At 44.5% G+C, this 17,860-nt stretch carries 16 protein-coding genes; 9 read left to right on the top strand and 7 right to left on the bottom strand.

The features are described 5' to 3' along the window. Window positions 1-50: 50 nt before the first annotated feature. From JT717_RS08380 to JT717_RS08400, 5 genes are all read left to right on the top strand, one after another. A complete protein-coding gene (locus JT717_RS08380; protein WP_205509749.1) occupies window positions 51-1,874 on the top strand; it encodes a type VI secretion system Vgr family protein in 1,824 nt (607 codons plus the stop codon). Between the two features lie 148 nt (window positions 1,875-2,022). After that, window positions 2,023-3,390, top strand: coding sequence for a hypothetical protein (locus JT717_RS08385; RefSeq protein WP_205509750.1), 1,368 nt, complete (start codon window positions 2,023-2,025; stop codon window positions 3,388-3,390). Window positions 3,391-3,430: 40 nt separating this feature from the next. Next, on the top strand, window positions 3,431-4,009 hold the full coding sequence (locus JT717_RS08390; protein WP_205509751.1) for a hypothetical protein: 579 nt from the start codon (window positions 3,431-3,433) through the stop codon (window positions 4,007-4,009). A 51-nt stretch (window positions 4,010-4,060) separates the two neighbouring features. After that, window positions 4,061-8,230, top strand: coding sequence for a DNA/RNA non-specific endonuclease (locus tag JT717_RS08395; RefSeq protein ID WP_205509752.1), 4,170 nt, complete (start codon window positions 4,061-4,063; stop codon window positions 8,228-8,230). A gap of 17 nt (window positions 8,231-8,247) precedes the next feature. Beyond that, on the top strand, window positions 8,248-8,793 hold the full coding sequence (locus JT717_RS08400) for an SMI1/KNR4 family protein (protein WP_205509753.1): 546 nt from the start codon (window positions 8,248-8,250) through the stop codon (window positions 8,791-8,793). A gap of 96 nt (window positions 8,794-8,889) precedes the next feature. Here the strand turns inward: JT717_RS08400 and JT717_RS08405 are convergent, their stop codons facing one another. The 3 genes from JT717_RS08405 to JT717_RS08415 form a co-directional block, all read right to left on the bottom strand. Continuing rightward, window positions 8,890-9,339, bottom strand: coding sequence for a DoxX family protein (locus tag JT717_RS08405; RefSeq protein WP_205509754.1), 450 nt, complete (start codon window positions 9,337-9,339; stop codon window positions 8,890-8,892). A 153-nt stretch (window positions 9,340-9,492) separates the two neighbouring features. Then, the gene (locus JT717_RS08410; RefSeq protein ID WP_205509755.1) at window positions 9,493-9,972 is read right to left on the bottom strand and encodes a hypothetical protein; all 480 of its coding nucleotides are present in this window, start codon (window positions 9,970-9,972) and stop codon (window positions 9,493-9,495) included. A gap of 245 nt (window positions 9,973-10,217) precedes the next feature. Next, a complete protein-coding gene (locus JT717_RS08415) occupies window positions 10,218-10,520 on the bottom strand; it encodes a DUF1330 domain-containing protein (protein ID WP_205509756.1) in 303 nt (100 codons plus the stop codon). Between the two features lie 801 nt (window positions 10,521-11,321). Between JT717_RS08415 and JT717_RS08420 the strand changes: the two genes are divergently transcribed. Continuing rightward, window positions 11,322-11,762: a hypothetical protein gene (locus JT717_RS08420; RefSeq protein ID WP_205509757.1), complete on the top strand. Its 441-nt coding sequence runs from the start codon at window positions 11,322-11,324 to the stop codon at window positions 11,760-11,762. A gap of 99 nt (window positions 11,763-11,861) precedes the next feature. On the opposite strand, the gene panB is transcribed toward JT717_RS08420, so the two are convergent. From panB to JT717_RS08440, 4 genes are all read right to left on the bottom strand, one after another. Continuing rightward, entirely contained in the window at window positions 11,862-12,683 is an 822-nt protein-coding gene (gene panB, locus JT717_RS08425) for a 3-methyl-2-oxobutanoate hydroxymethyltransferase (protein ID WP_205509758.1), read from the bottom strand. A 250-nt stretch (window positions 12,684-12,933) separates the two neighbouring features. Next, the gene (locus tag JT717_RS08430) at window positions 12,934-13,836 is read right to left on the bottom strand and encodes a Ppx/GppA phosphatase family protein (RefSeq protein ID WP_205509759.1); all 903 of its coding nucleotides are present in this window, start codon (window positions 13,834-13,836) and stop codon (window positions 12,934-12,936) included. Between the two features lie 8 nt (window positions 13,837-13,844). Continuing rightward, window positions 13,845-15,968 carry a polyphosphate kinase 1 gene (gene ppk1 / locus JT717_RS08435; protein WP_240347889.1) on the bottom strand — a complete coding sequence of 708 codons (2,124 nt, stop codon included), beginning with the start codon at window positions 15,966-15,968 and terminating at the stop codon, window positions 13,845-13,847. Between the two features lie 255 nt (window positions 15,969-16,223). Beyond that, window positions 16,224-16,670, bottom strand: a complete 447-nt coding sequence (locus tag JT717_RS08440) for a YqgE/AlgH family protein (RefSeq protein WP_205509761.1) — start codon at window positions 16,668-16,670, stop codon at window positions 16,224-16,226. A gap of 356 nt (window positions 16,671-17,026) precedes the next feature. Between JT717_RS08440 and rpmB the strand changes: the two genes are divergently transcribed. The 3 genes from rpmB to JT717_RS08455 all read left to right on the top strand — a co-directional run bounded on the left by rpmB (window position 17,027) and on the right by JT717_RS08455 (window position 17,733). Continuing rightward, window positions 17,027-17,263: a 50S ribosomal protein L28 gene (gene rpmB / locus JT717_RS08445; protein WP_081155212.1), complete on the top strand. Its 237-nt coding sequence runs from the start codon at window positions 17,027-17,029 to the stop codon at window positions 17,261-17,263. Between the two features lie 24 nt (window positions 17,264-17,287). Then, entirely contained in the window at window positions 17,288-17,470 is a 183-nt protein-coding gene (gene rpmG, locus JT717_RS08450; RefSeq protein ID WP_038107717.1) for a 50S ribosomal protein L33, read from the top strand. An 89-nt stretch (window positions 17,471-17,559) separates the two neighbouring features. Continuing rightward, on the top strand, window positions 17,560-17,733 hold the full coding sequence (locus JT717_RS08455; protein WP_205509762.1) for a DUF4295 family protein: 174 nt from the start codon (window positions 17,560-17,562) through the stop codon (window positions 17,731-17,733). Window positions 17,734-17,860: the final 127 nt, after the last annotated feature.

Genomic DNA, 17,860 nt, shown 5'->3' on the forward strand with positions numbered 1-17,860 from the left:
CACATTAGTATTAGCATTGACCAATAACCATAAACGACATAACATTTTTTATGGCCCAACTAATTAGTAGCAATATAACCATTGCCGGAACTCCTATTAAACAAATTACCTCTTTTCAGCTAACCCAGAATATCTTCGATCACCATTATTTCCGGCTTGTATGTCCTGCAGAGTCCCTTGAAGGAATGGAAGGAGGCATGTTACAATCTTCCCGTAACCTCATCGGAGGTATATTACAGGCATCCTTCAGCACCCCGGGCACCGGCAGCGGATTGCAGTTCAGGGGTATTGTGATGCAGGTGGAAGCCGACCGGTTCAGCGGTCATACAGGCAATATCATTATCTCCGGAACCAGTCCCACCATTGTACTGGATAATGGTCCCCACTGTAAAAGCTGGGAGAAAAAGGCCATCAAGAACATTGCGCAGGATGTATTGAAACATTTTCCGCAAAACCTGCTGCAACCGCAGATCTCACCCTCTTATCCGGAAACATTGGCTTACATGGTCCAGTACAAACAAACGGCCTGGCAATTCCTCTCATTCCTCTGCGCCAACTATGGCGAATGGTTGTTCTACGATGGCAACCAGCTGCAGCTCGGAGCACCCAAAGCTTCAGAAGCCACAGCGCTCACATTCGGCAGCAATATCAGCCGTTTCAGTATGGCCCTGCAGGTACAGCCGGCCAACAGCCAGATGATGGCATATGATTACCTCAATCATGAAGTATATAACAGTACGCCGCAAAGCATAGAAAGCAAAGCCGGGCTCAACGAGCTGGGCCGTCATGTACTGCAGGCCAGTAACAATGTTTATGCTACGCAGCCCAAATTCTGGAACAACCAGTTCGTGAGTAATAAAAAACAGCTGGACGATGCCATTAATATCCGTACGGCTATGCAAAGCAGTAATACGGTTCGTTTCACCGGAAGCAGCCAGCATCCGGGGGTTAAGATCGGCGGCAACATCAATGTACAGGGCCGCAACATGTATAACCTGTCGGGTGAAAATTATGGTGAGTATACCGTGCTTTCCATCAGTCATTATTTCGATGGGCATGGCAATTACAACAATGAATTTACCGCTGTTCCTGCCGGCATAAAAGTGCCGCCTGTAAAAGCCGGCGCCATGCCGCATTCAGAAACACAAAGCGGTATTGTAACTGATAACCACGATCCTAAAGGCCTGGGCCGGGTGCGGGTAAAATTTCACTGGATGAACGGAACCGAGAAAACACCCTGGATCAGAGTGACCAGTCCACATGGAGGTGGCGGTAAAGGAATGTTTTTTATACCGGAAGTAGGCGAAGAAGTGATCGTAGGGTTCGAAGGCGACAGTCCTACCAAGCCCTATATTATAGGAACAGTATACCATGGCAAGGCGCCCAATGCCTTCAGCAATGGCGGCAACGATGTAAAAGCCCTGCAAACCCGGAGTGGTAATAAGGTAATTATGAATGATGCCGATGGCAGTATACTCGTCGAGGATAAAGACGGCAGCAGCATTCTGCTCGATGGTTCCGGAAACATAACCGTGAACGCCAAGAAAAAGATCTGGATCGACGCCAAGGAAGAAATAAAGCTTACCACAAAAAATATGATCATCGATGTGGAAGAGGAGATCAAAGTAGATGCAAAGACACTGACCGGTACGCTTACTGATATCTGTACCTGGAAAGGGTTAAATGAAATGACCATTTATTCAGAAAAACTGGCAAACGTGAAGTCAGATAATCTGACCAAAGTGCACGGCGAAAGTGATACAAAGATAAGTGGCAATAAAAGCGTAAGCGTCGATTCGTCGGAAGGCCAGGTATCAATAGATGGCCACCTGAACACCTGCGTTGTGGGCGGTCAGGTACTGATCAATTGCTAAACTGATTGTAATAGCCCAGCATATATGTGCTGCATGGCCGGAAAATATTTTAGTTGTTGTAATTCTTCATCCTGATATTATTTGGATGGCCTGGATCTCAGCAACTAAAATAATTTCTGTGTAAAGGACCGTATTAAATACCTTATTTATGAACGAGCATAATCCCATAACCATTCGGATCGATGAAATGGTGAAGGTCTGGAATACGAACGTTGAACCCCACCACACTCTTATCCGCTGGATGTTGAAACCGGAAGATCACCGCATGTACGAAGGATTTTGCAGGCTCGAAGCCTCGCCCCATGGAAAACTCAACAACCTGTTCGTATTCTTTTATACACCGTTTACATCTGTAAAAACCTATAGCCATGACCTTATTGAGAACTGGCTCCGGGAATATGATGATCCAAAACAAAAACAACTGCTCGAAAAAGCAGGAATAAAAACGGCCTGGGAGTGCAGCGCCTTCCGCCAGGCAGTGGAAGAGAAGAACTATACCGCTTGCAATAAGTTATTACCCGAAATGATCCAGTCGTACAGGAACTGGATCGGTCAACCGGAAGTTCCTTTTGTATTCAGTCTTTTGCCCAAACATATGAACAGTGTGCAGCAATTTGAGCAATGGTTGCAGCAATGGATGGAACAGATCAAAGAACCAGGTATGCAGCTATTGGTATTCGATCATGTTGATGGCAATTTCTGGGGGAAAGTATTTGAACAATACACCGGTTATACCGTAACGTTAAAACATGATCTGCGGATGCAGGACGCCATCCGGCAGATAGCTACCGCTGGCGCTGCCACCGATCCCTATGCATTTTTCAGAAAATGTATGTTCGAAATGGGCGAGGCTGCCAGCAAAAAGAACAAAGCCGGGGTGTTTGAATGGGGCGAGAAGGCCATTGAAAGCGGTAAGAAGACGGGCGATACAAATCTGCTTGCCACAGCGTATATCAGTTATGCCGGCATGTTGTTCAATTTTAAAGACCATGAGCGCATCAATGCGTTGCTCGATACCGGCATCCGTTTATGCAAACAGGAAATTGCCCGCGGCAATGAATCCATCAAACCCATGTTGCTGCAATATTATACCTACAAGGGAGCTGATTGCCAGATCCAGAAAGAAAGAAAAGAAGCCCTGGAGTGGTTTATGAAAGCCGGCGAGGAAGCGGTCGCCTACAACTTCGCCGGCCAGGCCGTATCGGCTTATTACAAAGCCTGGATCTTTGCCGATTACAAGAGCTGGCAGGAAGAAAAACTACAGGCAGCCCGGCAGGCATTACAACTCAGCAGCCAGCTGACCATAGAGGAGATCCAGGCGTCTGAATACCCCTTTATGGCTTATGATTACGTTCAACATAAAAGATCTACAGAAGACGAGCTGGCAGTGACCGTTAACAATAAAATGACAGCAGCCTATGGCGACGACTGGCAAAAGACCGTTGAAGAACTGAAACAGAATTATACCAGGAAAAAGATCAGGCAGGCGAACGAGGGTGAAATTGCGGTTCATTGAACCTGGCACCGTACAGTAGATTATCCACTAAAAAACCTATATGGAAAACATTGGCACTGTAAAGTCGAAAATCGAAATGATAGACGAAGAAATAACCCATAAGTATGTAGACGAATTGCGGGCAAAAGAAAGCCGCATTGATTTTACAAAAGACGGTTGGGTAGAAGAGATGCGGTCCATTGAATCTGAATACAGGGAAAAGATCCAACCGGAACTGGCATATATCAGAACAACGATCGGAGAGGTACTGGCCGGAAATGCGTTTAAAGATCTGCAGCCCATGGCCATTCTGCTCGAAGACACCCAACGCCTGAAGAATTACATTACACCCACTTTCGAAGAAATGGACCTGAATGTCCAAAGCGGAAGTGCAGAGTATATCACCCTGAGCCTGGTATTATTCATGGCCAGGAACCTGGAACCGGAAGCGCGTGATGAAATGGTTTACTTCGGTGATCTGGTGCGTTTCTGTGAATCAAAAAAGATCGGGATCAAAACTATTTTGCAAAAACTGCTTCCCTACGCATCCGATGAAATAAAATACGGTACCTATTCCGTACGGTCATTGTTCGAGGATGCCATAAAGCAGCAATCCGCGGCTGCGGGGAAGCATAAATAGTTTGATGGAGCCAACTATCAATCATTATACAATTGAACAATAGTAAACCTTATGTACGTAGCCAACACACACCTGAAACCGGTGATCGGCATTGATATTCACTTCGTGAATTTGCCTTTTCCTTTTGTACCACTTCCACATCCATATATCGGGTTGGTCATCGACCCTTTCGATTATCTGCCATTTATTGGCGCCACGGTAAAAGTAAACCACGTTCCACGGGGTAATACCGATACCGCAGGCATGATCATCACCTTTATACATATTCCATTTGGCGCCGGCTTTACCTTAATTCCCCTTATCGGGCACGACAGCTCGAATTTCTTTGGCAGTAAGACCGTATCGGTTGATGGCGCCCCCATGAGCGGTGCAGGCTACATGCTCATGACCTGTAACGACATCGGTTTGCCATTGTCGTTCAGACCTGGTAAGAAATTCAAACCTATTCCTTCGCTCTACCTGCCTACCTCATTCTGTATACCCCTGGAATGGGGAAAGCCGGTAAAAGTGGGTGGTCCGCTGGTGCCCAACTTCAGCATGATGGCATTATTGAAAGCATTTGCTTTTGGCTCTTTCTTAAAAGTATTTGGAAAGGCAGGCGGCAAAATGATGAAGAAGTTAGCTAAAAAAGCAAAAAGCAGCGGAGCCTCCAAAAAGCTTAAAAGCGCCTTGTGTAAGCTGGGCCTGGAACCGGTAGATCTGATAACCGGAAGGGTCACTTATGAAGTAACTGATTTTGAACTGCCGGGAGCGATTCCTATCCAGTGGGTGCGCACCTGGGATAGCGATGCTTCTTTTGACGGACCGCTGGGACATAACGTACAATTATGCTACGACCGCTGCGTGAAGCTGTGGGCAGAGGAAGAAGTTTTGACAATAACGCTCGAAGACGGACGGTTGGCAGCATTTCCACTGCTGGGTCCGGGAGAAAGTTTTTATCATCCCCATGAAAAAATAAAACTGCAACGCAGGCAGAATGGCCATTATTTGCTGGAAGATTATAACGAGGACCTCTATTACCATTTCAATCACGAAACAGAGCCGGGGGTCTGGCGTTTGTCGCTGATCGAAAATTACCACGGCAACTCAATAAAACTGCATTACACCGGCAGCTACCTTCGCGGTATTACAGACAGCGCCGGCCGGCAACTGATCTTTACCCTTGATAAAGCACATCGTATTACACAGGTAACAGTAAGGCATCACAATACCCAACAGGTGCTGGTGACATATGCATATAATGAAGAAGGCGATCTCACGGCCGTTGCCGATGCTTTGAATCAGGTGACCACCATGGAGTACCATTATCACCTGATCATTAAAAAGACTGACCGCACCGGTCAGCGGTTTTACTGGGAATACGATCGGCATAAACGTTGTATCCATGCCTGGGGCGATGACGGTGTGCTGGAAGGCTTCATAGAATACGGCAAAGGATATAATACGGTAACCAATTCCCTCGGCGAAACCACTACCTATTTTTACGATGAGAATAATTTATGTATCCAGGAAACCGACCACTATGGTAATCATAAATATACCGAGTACACAGAAGATTTTGAAGTGTACCGCAAAATAGATGAGCTAGGCAATATCGTTGGGTATGCCTATGATGAAAAGAACCTGTTAAAAGAAAAGACCTTGCCCGATGGGTCTGTCATCCAGTATCGCTATACCGGTTTCAATAAATTATCCCTCGTTGTATATCCCGATGCTACAACGGAATCGTTCAATTACGATGACCAGCGCAGATTACGTTTTGTGAACTATCCTGATGGCAAAACAATTTCCTATCACTATAATCTGGAAGGACAGCTGGAAACGATCACAGAAACCGGTAACCGGAAAACAATGCTTACCTGGGATGAAGACGATAACCTAACCGCGCTTCAGCTACCGGAGGGCACAAGCGCCAGCTGGAAATACGATGACCTGGGGAATTGCATACAAACAACTACTACAGCCGGCCTCACGCGCTATTTTGAATACGATGCTTTGAACCGGGTACGGAAAATTCACCTGCCAGATGGCAATACCATCATGCTTAATTACAATGCCTATGCTGAAGTTACCGAAGCGGCAGATAAGTACAACCAGGTATATTTTGAATATACGCCTTTCGGGGATCTGAAGAAACGCAAACAGGGTGATGAAGAAATGCGCTTTCTCTATGACACGGAAGGACAGCTGCGCACGATCATCGATGAAGCAGGACGTCATTACACCATTGATTATAATTACAGGGGCGAGATCGCACAGGAAACAGGCTTTGAAGGAATGCAGATACGCTATGAACGGGATGCCAGCGGCAGAGTGATCAAAGTACAAAGACCTGGTGGCCGGTATACCCAATATGATTATGATGCAAATGGAGATATCATCCGGGTGTCGTACCAGGATGGCAGCTGGGAAATATTCAACTACGATAAAGGCGGCCAGCTTATAGAAGCCATTAATGAGCATTGCACCATCCGCTACAAGCGAAATAAACAAGGCAGGATCGTTCAGGAAGAACAGGATGGTTATAGGGTAGAAGTTAGCTACGATGATCAGGGAAACCGCACACGGGTGAGGAGTAACCTCGGCGCCGACATTAAATTACATTATGATAAGCTCGGTTATGTAGGCGAATTGCATGCGGGTTTTCATACCCATGGAAAACAACCGGGCGCAGCTACGAATTGGCGGGCTGGTTTCAGCTACAACCAGTTTGGCTGTGAAACAGCCAGGGAACTGCCGGGAGGCATTAAAAGTGAATGGGTGCATGGCCCTGACGGAAGGCCGCAGGAAAATAAGATCAGCAAAAGGGGCGTGGTGAAAAGCTGGAAAAAATATACCTGGAACACCGAAGACCGCCTGGTAAATATTTTTGAAGCGCTTACGCAAAGCCATACACAGTTTAAACATGATACAGCCGGTAACCTGGTATTTGCGCAATATGCCGATAACCGCATCGTGCACCGCACAGCTGATGCCACCGGCAATTTATTTGAAACAAAAGAAAGGAACGATCGCCGCTATAATGCAGCCGGTGCCTTATTAGAAAGCAAAAAATACCTGTACGAATATGATGAAGAAGGTAACCTCAGCAGTAAAACGGAAAAAGCAACATCCGCGAAAACGCGGTACCAATGGTATGCCAACGGCATGCTGAAAAAAGTGATACGGCCCGACGGCAAAATGGTATCGTTCAAATACGATGCATTGGGCCGCAGAATTGAAAAACTCGTAACCAATGAGAGCTATAAAGGAAGTGCCACTGGCACCGTCACCCGTTGGGTATGGGATGGGGATGTGCCGCTGCACGAATGGAGCTATGATGAAAAAGACCGGCCACAGGCCATTGTAAATGAGTGGGGTAAAATTGAATATGACAAGGAAGAACCGAATCCGCAAAACGCTGCAGGCGGCATCACCTGGGTGTTTGAAGCGGAAAATTTTATACCTTGCGCCAAGCTTACCAGCGACAGTTCTTATAGTATCCTTTGTGACCATATTGGTACACCAACAGAAGCGTATGATGAGCATGGTAATAAGGCCTGGTGCCTGGAAATGGATATATATGGAAGAGCAAGGAACAATCAGGTAAATAACACTTATATACCATTCCGCTATCAGGGCCAGTATGAAGACGTGGAAACCGGCTTATACTACAACCGGTACCGGTATTATTCACCCGAGGAAGGTGCGTATATTAGCCAGGACCCTCAACGCTTACTCGGTGGCAGCCGGATGTATGCCTATGTGATTGATCCCAATGCCCTGATCGACATTTTCGGATTAAACCCAACTTATTTTCCGCTCGATAACCTGGGCCGGGCAACAGGCGGCACCGCAAAAGTTACCAAAAGCATGATCGGTACCGGTACCAGCGCAGGATCCGTTGATCCACCGGGATGGAGAGGCGGCGAACACCCATACCACCAACAAAGAGGTCACCTTATTGCCAAGAACCATGGCGGTAGCGGAACAGACCCGAAAAACCTGGTAACGATCAAGGATGGAACGAACCACCCGGGCATGACCAAATATGAGAACAGGATCACCAAACATGTGAAGAAAGGCAATACGGTCACCGTAACGGTGAAACCGCATTATAGGGGAACCAATAAGCTTCCTTATAAGATCTCGATGTATGCTGTGGATCAAAAAGGCAGGATTATTGTAGATACGGAGGTCAAAAACAACATCAGACAAAAACATAAGTGTTGTAAACCATAATAAAACAGATTGAGCATATGTTTTCTTTACAAGTGAATGGAACACCGACAGAGCATGGCAATATTTCTTTCCTGGAAAGTTATACATTCGACAATGGCAGTCATTTTCCGAAATCGTATCAGGAATTTGCCAAACAACTGGGTTATGGAAAATTAATGGACTCATTCATTATTTATATACCTATGGATGATCATGGCGATTCATGGAATGTAAGAAGCGAAGAGATCAGAGATACTTATTACGAAGAAATTGAAGACATCGAAGATGAAGATGACGATGATTTCATGTATGACCTGGAACCGGATGGTTCCCTGGAACTGATGAAAACATGGGTTCCCTTCGCATCCAGTGAGAACGGTGAATACCTGTTCTGGGATGTGAGGAAAGAGCACAATGGAGAATTCGATATTTATATTACCGACTTCCGTTCAGGGATCATAAAAGCAGGAAAAGACCTGAATGAAGTGATTGAAAAAATGTGTGATCCCAAAAAGTATAAAAAGGTGCTGCCTTTCAATGAAAAGCCGATGAATAAAGTATTTAAACCACTCGTAAAGAAGTAATACGCGTTTACTAATGTTCCAACCCTGCAAAAACCCGTTGGTGCATTATAGTTATAGCGCCCTGCCTTTTCTCATTGATACAGGCAGGGCTTCTGTTTAACTATTCCCGTTCTTCTTTTTTTCATCAAAATAGCCATCCACCGACCAGGGGCCGTTACCGGCAATCGCAAAATAAATAAGCCCGATCAACACAACCACGGTGATAGCCATTTGCTGAAAAGGCCGGAACATTTCTTCCTGGTTGATAAAGAAAATAGCACCAACCAGGATCGGGATCTGAATAATACAGGCAACCCGTGTAAGTAATCCCACGGCCAGGAATAAGCCGCCCACTATATGGGCAAAAACTATATAGTGACCAAGCATACTTAAAGCAAAATAACTGTTGGGCAGAAAATCACCCATGCGGCCAATCATCGCGCTCATGTTATGAAGAAACTCGATGCCTTTGTAGCATAAGAACAAACCCAGGGCGATACGGGGAATATCCGCCCATTTGGGATGATGCCTGTCACCCCAATACTCAAGACGTTGAAGGAGGTTCATCTGGCAAATTTTGAAGTTAATAAAGAAAGAGCGGTACAAAGGTAGGTATATTCCGGAAAAGCACTTGAAACACATGCTAATACATATAAAAAAGCGTCCCATCCGGATCAAACCCGAACGGGACGCTTTACTGCTGCTATTTTTATTCAACTTTTAAACGGATATAGAGGCGCTTTTTGCGGAAAACAACCAGTCAGATAACTTACTGGCGATCTTCAGCCGGCTGGGGAAAGAACCATTGATGTTGCCGGTATAATCTACAAACTTCACCATCACTTTTATCATGATCAACTGTTCATTTCTGGCTTTTTCCTGGCGCGCTTCGGAAACAGCTAACCATTTTTCCATCTCGGCAGCATCCACCACAATCTCACCTTTACCCTGCACCTTAAGGCGATAGCCGATCCCTTTTTTAAAAAACTCCAACCGTACGGGGAATTCCTTATCGAATGCCTCCAGGTCCTGCGCAGGTTTGGGAATAACAAACCGGATCTCACCATTGTCATTGAGCTCCATTTCAGTAACCAGGTGATTAGGTAGTTTAAACAAAGCGTCACCTTCAGCAAAAAACAAAGCGCTGTTCAGTTCAGATAACTTCCTCTTCAACAATTTACCGGGTAAACTAGTATTCATAGATTCCGTTTTATATGATAGAATAAAAAACATCGGTATGGATTACACATCTTCAGCCCCTCGGGTATAATATATGATACCCAATTGCCATACCATGTTCCTAATGAATGATTCTTAATGAATTAAAACAGGCATATCAAAAAATCCGTCCCATAAATGGACAGGTTTTTCCAAAATTGATATTCCTGGCACTTACCGTTGGATTACCCGGTGAATTGTAAAAAAAGTAGAATAAACTGGATTTATCAGACCTGTGAACCTTTTATAAGAACAACCGATTGAACAGATTGTTCTTTAAGATGTAGATAGCTTTTTCTTGTTTCATCTTCCTGATACCCCGCAAGACCCTGCTCGTTTTCAAAAGCTACCAGGTGGATTTCGAATGGCGGTTCTATTGAATTATCTACAAATGTACTACTTGTTGGCCGGATCCGAAAGAGAAGTTGTCCGTTATATTTCCACAATAGCGGAAGAACCAGGTTCTCAAATTCAAAAAATGCATCTTCCTGCCCCTCCCTGATATAAATGAGTTGTGTAATATATATCATGACAGCCTTTTCTGCAATATACCCTTAATACAACCTAAATCTGCAACATTTTTCTTTTACTGTTAATCATTGAATTGTTAAAGCATTCGATCCCTGCATAAAAAAAATGCAGGAGACAAATAAACAATGTGGTGAGTGGGTAACCAATAGCTTACTATAAACGTGTACATAAGCGTTATACAGCATCGATTGAATCAGGAAACATATAAATCAACAGTATGGTGTCAGTTGCATTTCTTACCCGGGCAGCAACCATCCATCTGCACAATCTATATTAAAGAAGGAGAAAAGATCGAAGTAAAAATAAAACACGTTATGCAACCGATTGCCTGCAATGGCCGTCCACGCTTACAAATGTTTTTAAACACTTATCTTAACATTTTTTATACACTGTGTTAATAGATCGATAACATAATTAAACTACATTTGCACTTTCATATGGCAAGCAATCGTTTGAGCCTTTTGTTTCTACAAAGGGCTTCTTTTTTTTAGCCAGTTGAGCGCTCAATAGCCACCTGTTGAAACAGTCAAATCGTAAAAATCCGCCCCCCGGCCGTGTTTTAACTATAAGCAGCATAACCTTACTGACAATCTATTGTATTATACATTCCATTTAAAAAGTTTGATCAGAACGTTATGAAATCCCGGTTTTAGTTGCATTCTTTGCACATCCATCCGATGAAAACCTGCACCTCGAGATCAGCAATTTACGTCCTTGCTATTTAATCAAGTTCCGGTGTTCCTGTAAAAACCTAAATCACATTGTTAACTTGATTAATTCCCGTACCAATGAACCTTTTTATGAGAACCTGTGTCCTGCTATTAGCAGGTACGATGAGTAACAGGAGTTTTGCAAACGATGGCCATACAACTCCATCCATTTTTACAGGCACCCATTTTATCAGATCCCTGCACTCTTTTGATTCTTTGATCACCGTGCATTCGACGGCCAAGGTATGCGCCTGCCAGATCCTGAACCTGCGCAGTAATAACCACCATATAATGAATGCGGTGGTCTTTGCAGAAAAGACCAATGAGGCCGGACAAGCCAATTTTACCAAAGCCAGGATCCGGCTCGAGAGAGAAAAGCGGATCTTAAGAGCACTTTTCTATAATAAGATAGAAGTGATCGGGAAAACGACAGCCGCAACCGACTGCAACACTTTATTCCAGCAGTTGAAAAAGAAAAAGGACAACCTGTTATTGTATGAAGTATTGGATGCGGATGTAGCAGTCAGATAGTTGAAGCGTTTATAAGTTGATATAGTTGATAAAGTGCACAGGGCAATACAATAATGAGGTTCGCTGCGGCGCTTTGTCAACTATATCAACCCTGTCAGCTTAATACTGTTCTTTATCGCTGGGGAATTTCTTTGCCTTTACATCATTCACATAATTCTTAACGGCACCCGTGATCTGTTCGTGCAGGTTCAGGTATTGCCGTAAAAAGCGGGGTTTGAATTCTGTATTGATGCCTAACATATCGTGCATCACCAGCACCTGGCCATCGCAATACATGCCGGCCCCGATACCGATCGTTGGTATCACCAGGGATTCCGATACCTCTTTGGCCAGCACAGCAGGGATCTTTTCCAGCACAACCCCAAAACATCCTGCTTCCTGCAGTAATTTGGCATCCTGGCGCAGTTTATTGGCCTCCGCTTCTTCCTTGGCGCGAACGGTGTAGGTGCCGAATTTGTAAATGGATTGTGGTGTGAGTCCTAAATGCCCCATCACCGGAATACCGGCAGCCACTATGCGCTTAACCGATTCCAGCACTTCTTCGCCGCCTTCGAGTTTAACGGCATGCGCACCGGTTTCTTTCATAATGCGAATGGCGGAAGCCAATGCTTCTTTTGAATTCGCCTGATAGGTGCCAAACGGAAGATCAACCACAACAAAACAACGGTTAATACCGCGGATAACCGAAGAAGCGTGATAGATCATCTGGTCGAGGGTGATAGGCAGGGTGGTTTCATGCCCGGCCATAACATTCGAGGCAGAGTCACCAACCAGTATTACATCTATACCGGCTTCATCGAAAAGGCGGGCAAAGGAAAAATCATAGGCCGTTATCATTGAAATTTTCTCTCCTACGGCCTTCATTCTTTGTAACGTATGGGTCGTTACTTTTTTTACTTCTTTGTTGGCGTGTACCGACATAACTGGGAGTTTAAACATGTAAGGCGGGAGGGAATATGGCTCTGCATTAGAATAAAACACATTCATAATGCTCCTCGCAGTTGTTAGCGGCTGCTAAGGTAGGTGAATTTAGCAAACAAGTTGCAGGTTACAGGTTACAAGTTTCAGGGAAATATGAAAAAAGAAGAATAATAATTTAAAAATGAAGCAGTTGATGAGTTGTTGAGTTATTAAGACTTTGAACAGTGAACTGTGAACCATAAACTTTAAACTATGAACTTAGAACTTCGCCTTTAACCTTCAGTTCATCATATAAATGCTGGATCAATCCATCCACCAGGCCAATTTTAGGCACATGGATCTCTTCAATATTTGCCCAACGCATCACATTTATATAAATGAAGAGGGCGGGCACAATGACATCGGCGCGATCTTCGCGCAGTTTATAAACGCGTATTCTATCAGCAACCGAAAAACTGCTCAGCTCCTTATAATAATCTTTCAGCAGTTCCAATGGCAGGGGCTTGCCTTCTTTACGTTTAGACAAAGAAAACACCTTGTTTATATTGCCACCCGAGCCAATGGCTACAATATCCTGGTAGGGTTTTGTTTCGCGCTTCACAAAATCTTTCATTTCGCCCCATAAAAAATCATCCACCTGGTTCTTCAGCAGCCGGATGGTGCCTATATTAAAAGAACGTTTGAAGATCAGGCGGCCATTGGCAAAAAAAGTGATCTCCGTGCTGCCGCCGCCAACATCTATATATAAATAAGTGTGATTTTTATCGAGGTTCTCTGCAATGTGATTCTCGTAAATGAGCGAAGCTTCTGCGTCACCGGTGACCACTTCAATGCCGATTCCTGTTTCCTTTTTTACCCGGGCCAGAATTTCCCCGGCATTGGAAGCGTCGCGCATGGCCGAAGTGGCAGCTGCCTTATAATGTTGTACACCATACGCATCCATCAACAGCTTGTAGGCTTTAATGGTGTTGAGGATCATGTCTTCTTTTTCGCGGCTGATCTTTTGTTGTTCAAACACATCAAAGCCCAGGCGCAATGGCACCCGCACCAGGTTCAGCTTCTGAAATTGCGGTCTTTTGTTATTGGTAAAAATAACATCGGAGATCAGCAATCTCGCTGCATTACTGCCTATGTCAATAGCCGCCAGCTTCATGAGTTAGTTTAAACGGCCGGTGCCTCGCCGATCACCGCAGGCTCTATCGCCTCTTCAGATCTTGGCCCACCGGGTATTACGTTACTTTTTTGGTGTAAGTAATTATATATTTCTACCTGCGACCGAACTTTTTTATGCTTCCGGTCCCGCGCATACCGGTTACTCAATTCATTGTCCAAAATTCTGGCTTTTACATTATCACTGAGTTGTATTTCCAGGATATTTTTCAACACTTTCTTAATATTCTCGTCAAAAACCGGGCAGGTAGCTTCTACACGATGGTCCAGATTGCGCACCATCCAATCAGCCGAAGATATATATACCTTTTCAGCTCCATTATTATGAAAAATAAATACCCGGGCATGTTCGAGATACTCATCAATGATGCTGATCGCCTTCACGGGTTTCACGAATTTTTTATTTTCCGAATACATACAGAAGATCCCCCTGATGATGAGTTTTAATTCCACCCCAGATCTGGCGGCTTCGTAGAGTTTCTCAATGAGGGTTTCATCAGACAGGGAATTCATCTTTAATGTAATACCCGCCGGCTTTTTTTCTTTGGCATGTTTAATTTCCCGGTTGATCAGCTTCACCAGTTCTTTGCGCAGATCGGTAGGGCAGGGGATGATCGTTTTGCAAGCCTTTAAAAAATGCATGCCCTCTTTCGGCTTTTCCAGGAAGTTGAAGATCCGGTTCACATCGGCCATAATATGCCGGTCGGAAGTAAGCAGGCAGTGATCGCCATATACAGTAGCGGTCTTTTCGTTCAGGTTGCCGGTGCTTATAAACCCGTAATGAATGGTATGATTATTCAACCGCTTTTTAATAAGACAGGCTTTGGCATGCACTTTCAGATCAGGTATACTGATCAATACTTTTACGCCTTCTTCTTCCAGCCTTTCTTTCCATTCCAGGTTGGCTTCTTCATCAAAGCGCGCCCGCAGCTCAAGCATCACAGTTACCTGCTTGCCATTGCGCACAGCATTGATGAGGGCATTGATCACTTTTGAGTTGCTGGCCAGCCGGTAGGCCGTTATTTTGATGACCGTAACGTCGGGGTCAATAGCAGCTTCCCGCAAGAGGTCAATGATGGCATGAAAAGAGTGATACGGGAAATTGAGCATGATATCCGTTTGCAGCACTACATCCGTAACCCGCAGGGCGCTTTTCAGCATGGGATGTACGAATGGCCGCTTGCGGTGGCCTTTCTTCTCAAATACGTCGGGAAAATCCATAAAGTGCCGGAAATTATGGATGCGGCCGCCGGGTATGAGGCTGTCTTTCCGCGAGAGATTCAGTTTGCGGATCAGGTAATCGAGCAGACCCGGATCCATATTTTTATCAAAAACAAAACGCACGGGTTTGCCCTTACGCCGGTTCTTGACCCCTTTTTCTATTTTTTGGATCAGGGTCGTGGAGATATCGCTATCCATATCGATCTCGGCATCCTTGGTCACTTTAAATACCCAGGAAGCATAGCGATCGTAGCCGAAATAGGAGAAAATGCTTTTCAGATTGAACCGCAGTACATCTTCCAGCAATATAATATGATGTTCACCCGCAGGGGAGGGCAATTGGATGAAGCGGCCATTGGCTTTGGCTGGAATTTCAATAATCGCGTATTTTCTTTTCAGGGAGCCATCTTTCCGCGACAGCACCACCCCCAGGTAAATTGATTTTTCGCGCAGGTAAGGGAAATGCGGAATACTTTCGATCATGAGCGGAATGGTATTGCTGCGCACTTCTTCTTCAAAAAAGCTTTGAACAAACTTCTGCTGTTCTTTATTCAATGATCTTTCAGTGATCAAAAAGATCTTTTCTTTTTCCAGTTCACGGTGCACGCCTTCCCAGATGCGGCTGAACTCGGTCTGTTGTTCCAGTACGATCTGCTGAATTTCATCGAGGATCTTGCCGGGCGCCACTTCCATGTGCATATTCTTCTTTCCTACCAGGGTCATCCGTTTGAGCGTGGCCACCCGAACGCGGAAAAATTCATCGAGATTATTGGAGAAAATGCCCAAAAACTTGATCCGTTCACGCAAAGGCACACTGGGGTCAGCGGCTTCTTGTAATACCCTTGCATTAAAAGATAACCAACTTATATCCCGGGCTATTGTTTTACGTTTCATCTGGTTGATCATATTTGTTTTGGCAGGAATCCCCTGATTCTCGGTTTAAACGTTAAATAATATATTTAATTTCTATGCCTGGATCATTTCTTCATACTACTGGGTATGAAGATGTTCTGCCAAAGGTGAGAAGCTTGTAAATTAAAATTAAATTAAGGAATTATTAAATCGAATGCTGACCTGCCTTTGTAAAAGGGCTGAAAGGTACCCGGTTTACCAGGCGGGTAGGTAAGGATCGTTTCCGTGATGATTCTGCTAAATAGAAAAAGGGTCACCGGCTTCCAGCACTTCCCAGCTGCCTTCAGCAATTTCTTGCTCCAGTTCCCGCGGGTCCCAGCCACAGTAACCGAGCAGGATCCTGATGTCTTTTTGAGTAATTGTATGGTTATCAATATATTTAACAGCCGATGTAAAATTTCCGCCAAGGTAGATCGCGCCGTCCACCTGTTCGCCGCCATCAATCAGGTCGGGGCGCTGATGAATAAAGAACAGGTGCTCCTGGTCAACCGGCCCGCCCAGATACAAGGGAAAAGGGGGAACATTTTTAAACTCCTCGAGCTCGTTGAGCCTCCTGGGATATTTTTGATTAATGATAAAACCCATGGCGCCCTTTTCGTTGTATTCGGTTATAAATATCACCGCATTTTCGAAAAAGGTATCGTTCAGCAGGGAGGTGCTTTTAATAAACAGTCCGGGTTTCATATAACGAAGATATTTACTTTAGGGCTGCGCCCATAACAAAGATCAGGCAGTTGCGTACAGCCCGGGCTCATGGGCGAACAAAAGCGGTAAGCAGCCTCGGCAGGTGAGGGGCAATGCGGGGCTTAGCTCAAATAACCGATGATAGTTCGGCTAAAATGCCGGTACGGGAGATTTTTACGGTGCCCGGGAAGCAACTTGGGCGATCGAAATGTGTATAACTCGCCCAATTTTAATAAATTGCAGATTTCCAAGCCTTACATATCCACACATGTTGAAAAAACGGCAAAAAAAGTTTGGTAAGAGTTTGTGAATTCCATAGATTTTCCGACCTTTGCCGTCCTAAATTTTTATGCGTCATGGCAAGAGTATGTCAGGTGACAGGTAAAGTTCCAGTAACAGGACACAAAGTTTCGCATTCCAACATTAAAACCAAACGTAGGTTTTTACCGAATTTGCAAACAAAGCGTTTTTACCTGGCCGAAGAAGATAAATGGATCACCCTGAAGTTATCAACTGAAGGTATTCGTACGATCAACAAAAGAGGTTTGATGCCCGTAGTTAAAGAACTGCGCGCCAAGGGTGAAAAAATCTAATTAACTTTTTAAAGAGTAATAACAATGGCAAAGAAAGGTAACCGAGTTCAGGTAATATTGGAATGTACTGAGCACAAAAACAGCGGACAGCCTGGTACCAGCCGGTATATTTCTACCAAGAACAAAAAGAACACTCCTGAGCGTCTGGAGTTGAAAAAATACAACCCGATCCTGAAAAAGGTAACGGTTCACAAAGAAATTAAATAAATAGCCAATTTGCTGGTGTGCTGATGTATAACAATACCGTTATTTCATTATCACATTATCGAATTATCACATTATCAAATTAGCAAGTCATGGCAAAAGCAGCTTCGAAAAACGCGAAAACCAAGGATGCTAAAGCAGCAGCCGAGGCAAAAAACTGGACTAAAGTAATCCGTGCTGTACGTAGCGAGAAAACAGGTGCATACACCTTTAAAGAAGCTATCGTGCACAAAGACAAGGTTAAAGATTACATGGCCGGAAAATAATCCCGGTTCAACAAGATATTATTTAGGTTAGTATAAGTACCTGATTTTTTAAGAAGCTTTCCGATCGTGATCGGAAGGCTTTTTTGCTTTGCTGTATAGGAACTGCAGGTTTCAAGTTTCAGGTTGC

The organism is Longitalea arenae (genome assembly GCF_016924755.1).
GTDB classification, from domain to species: Bacteria; Bacteroidota; Bacteroidia; order Chitinophagales; family Chitinophagaceae; genus Niastella; species Niastella arenae.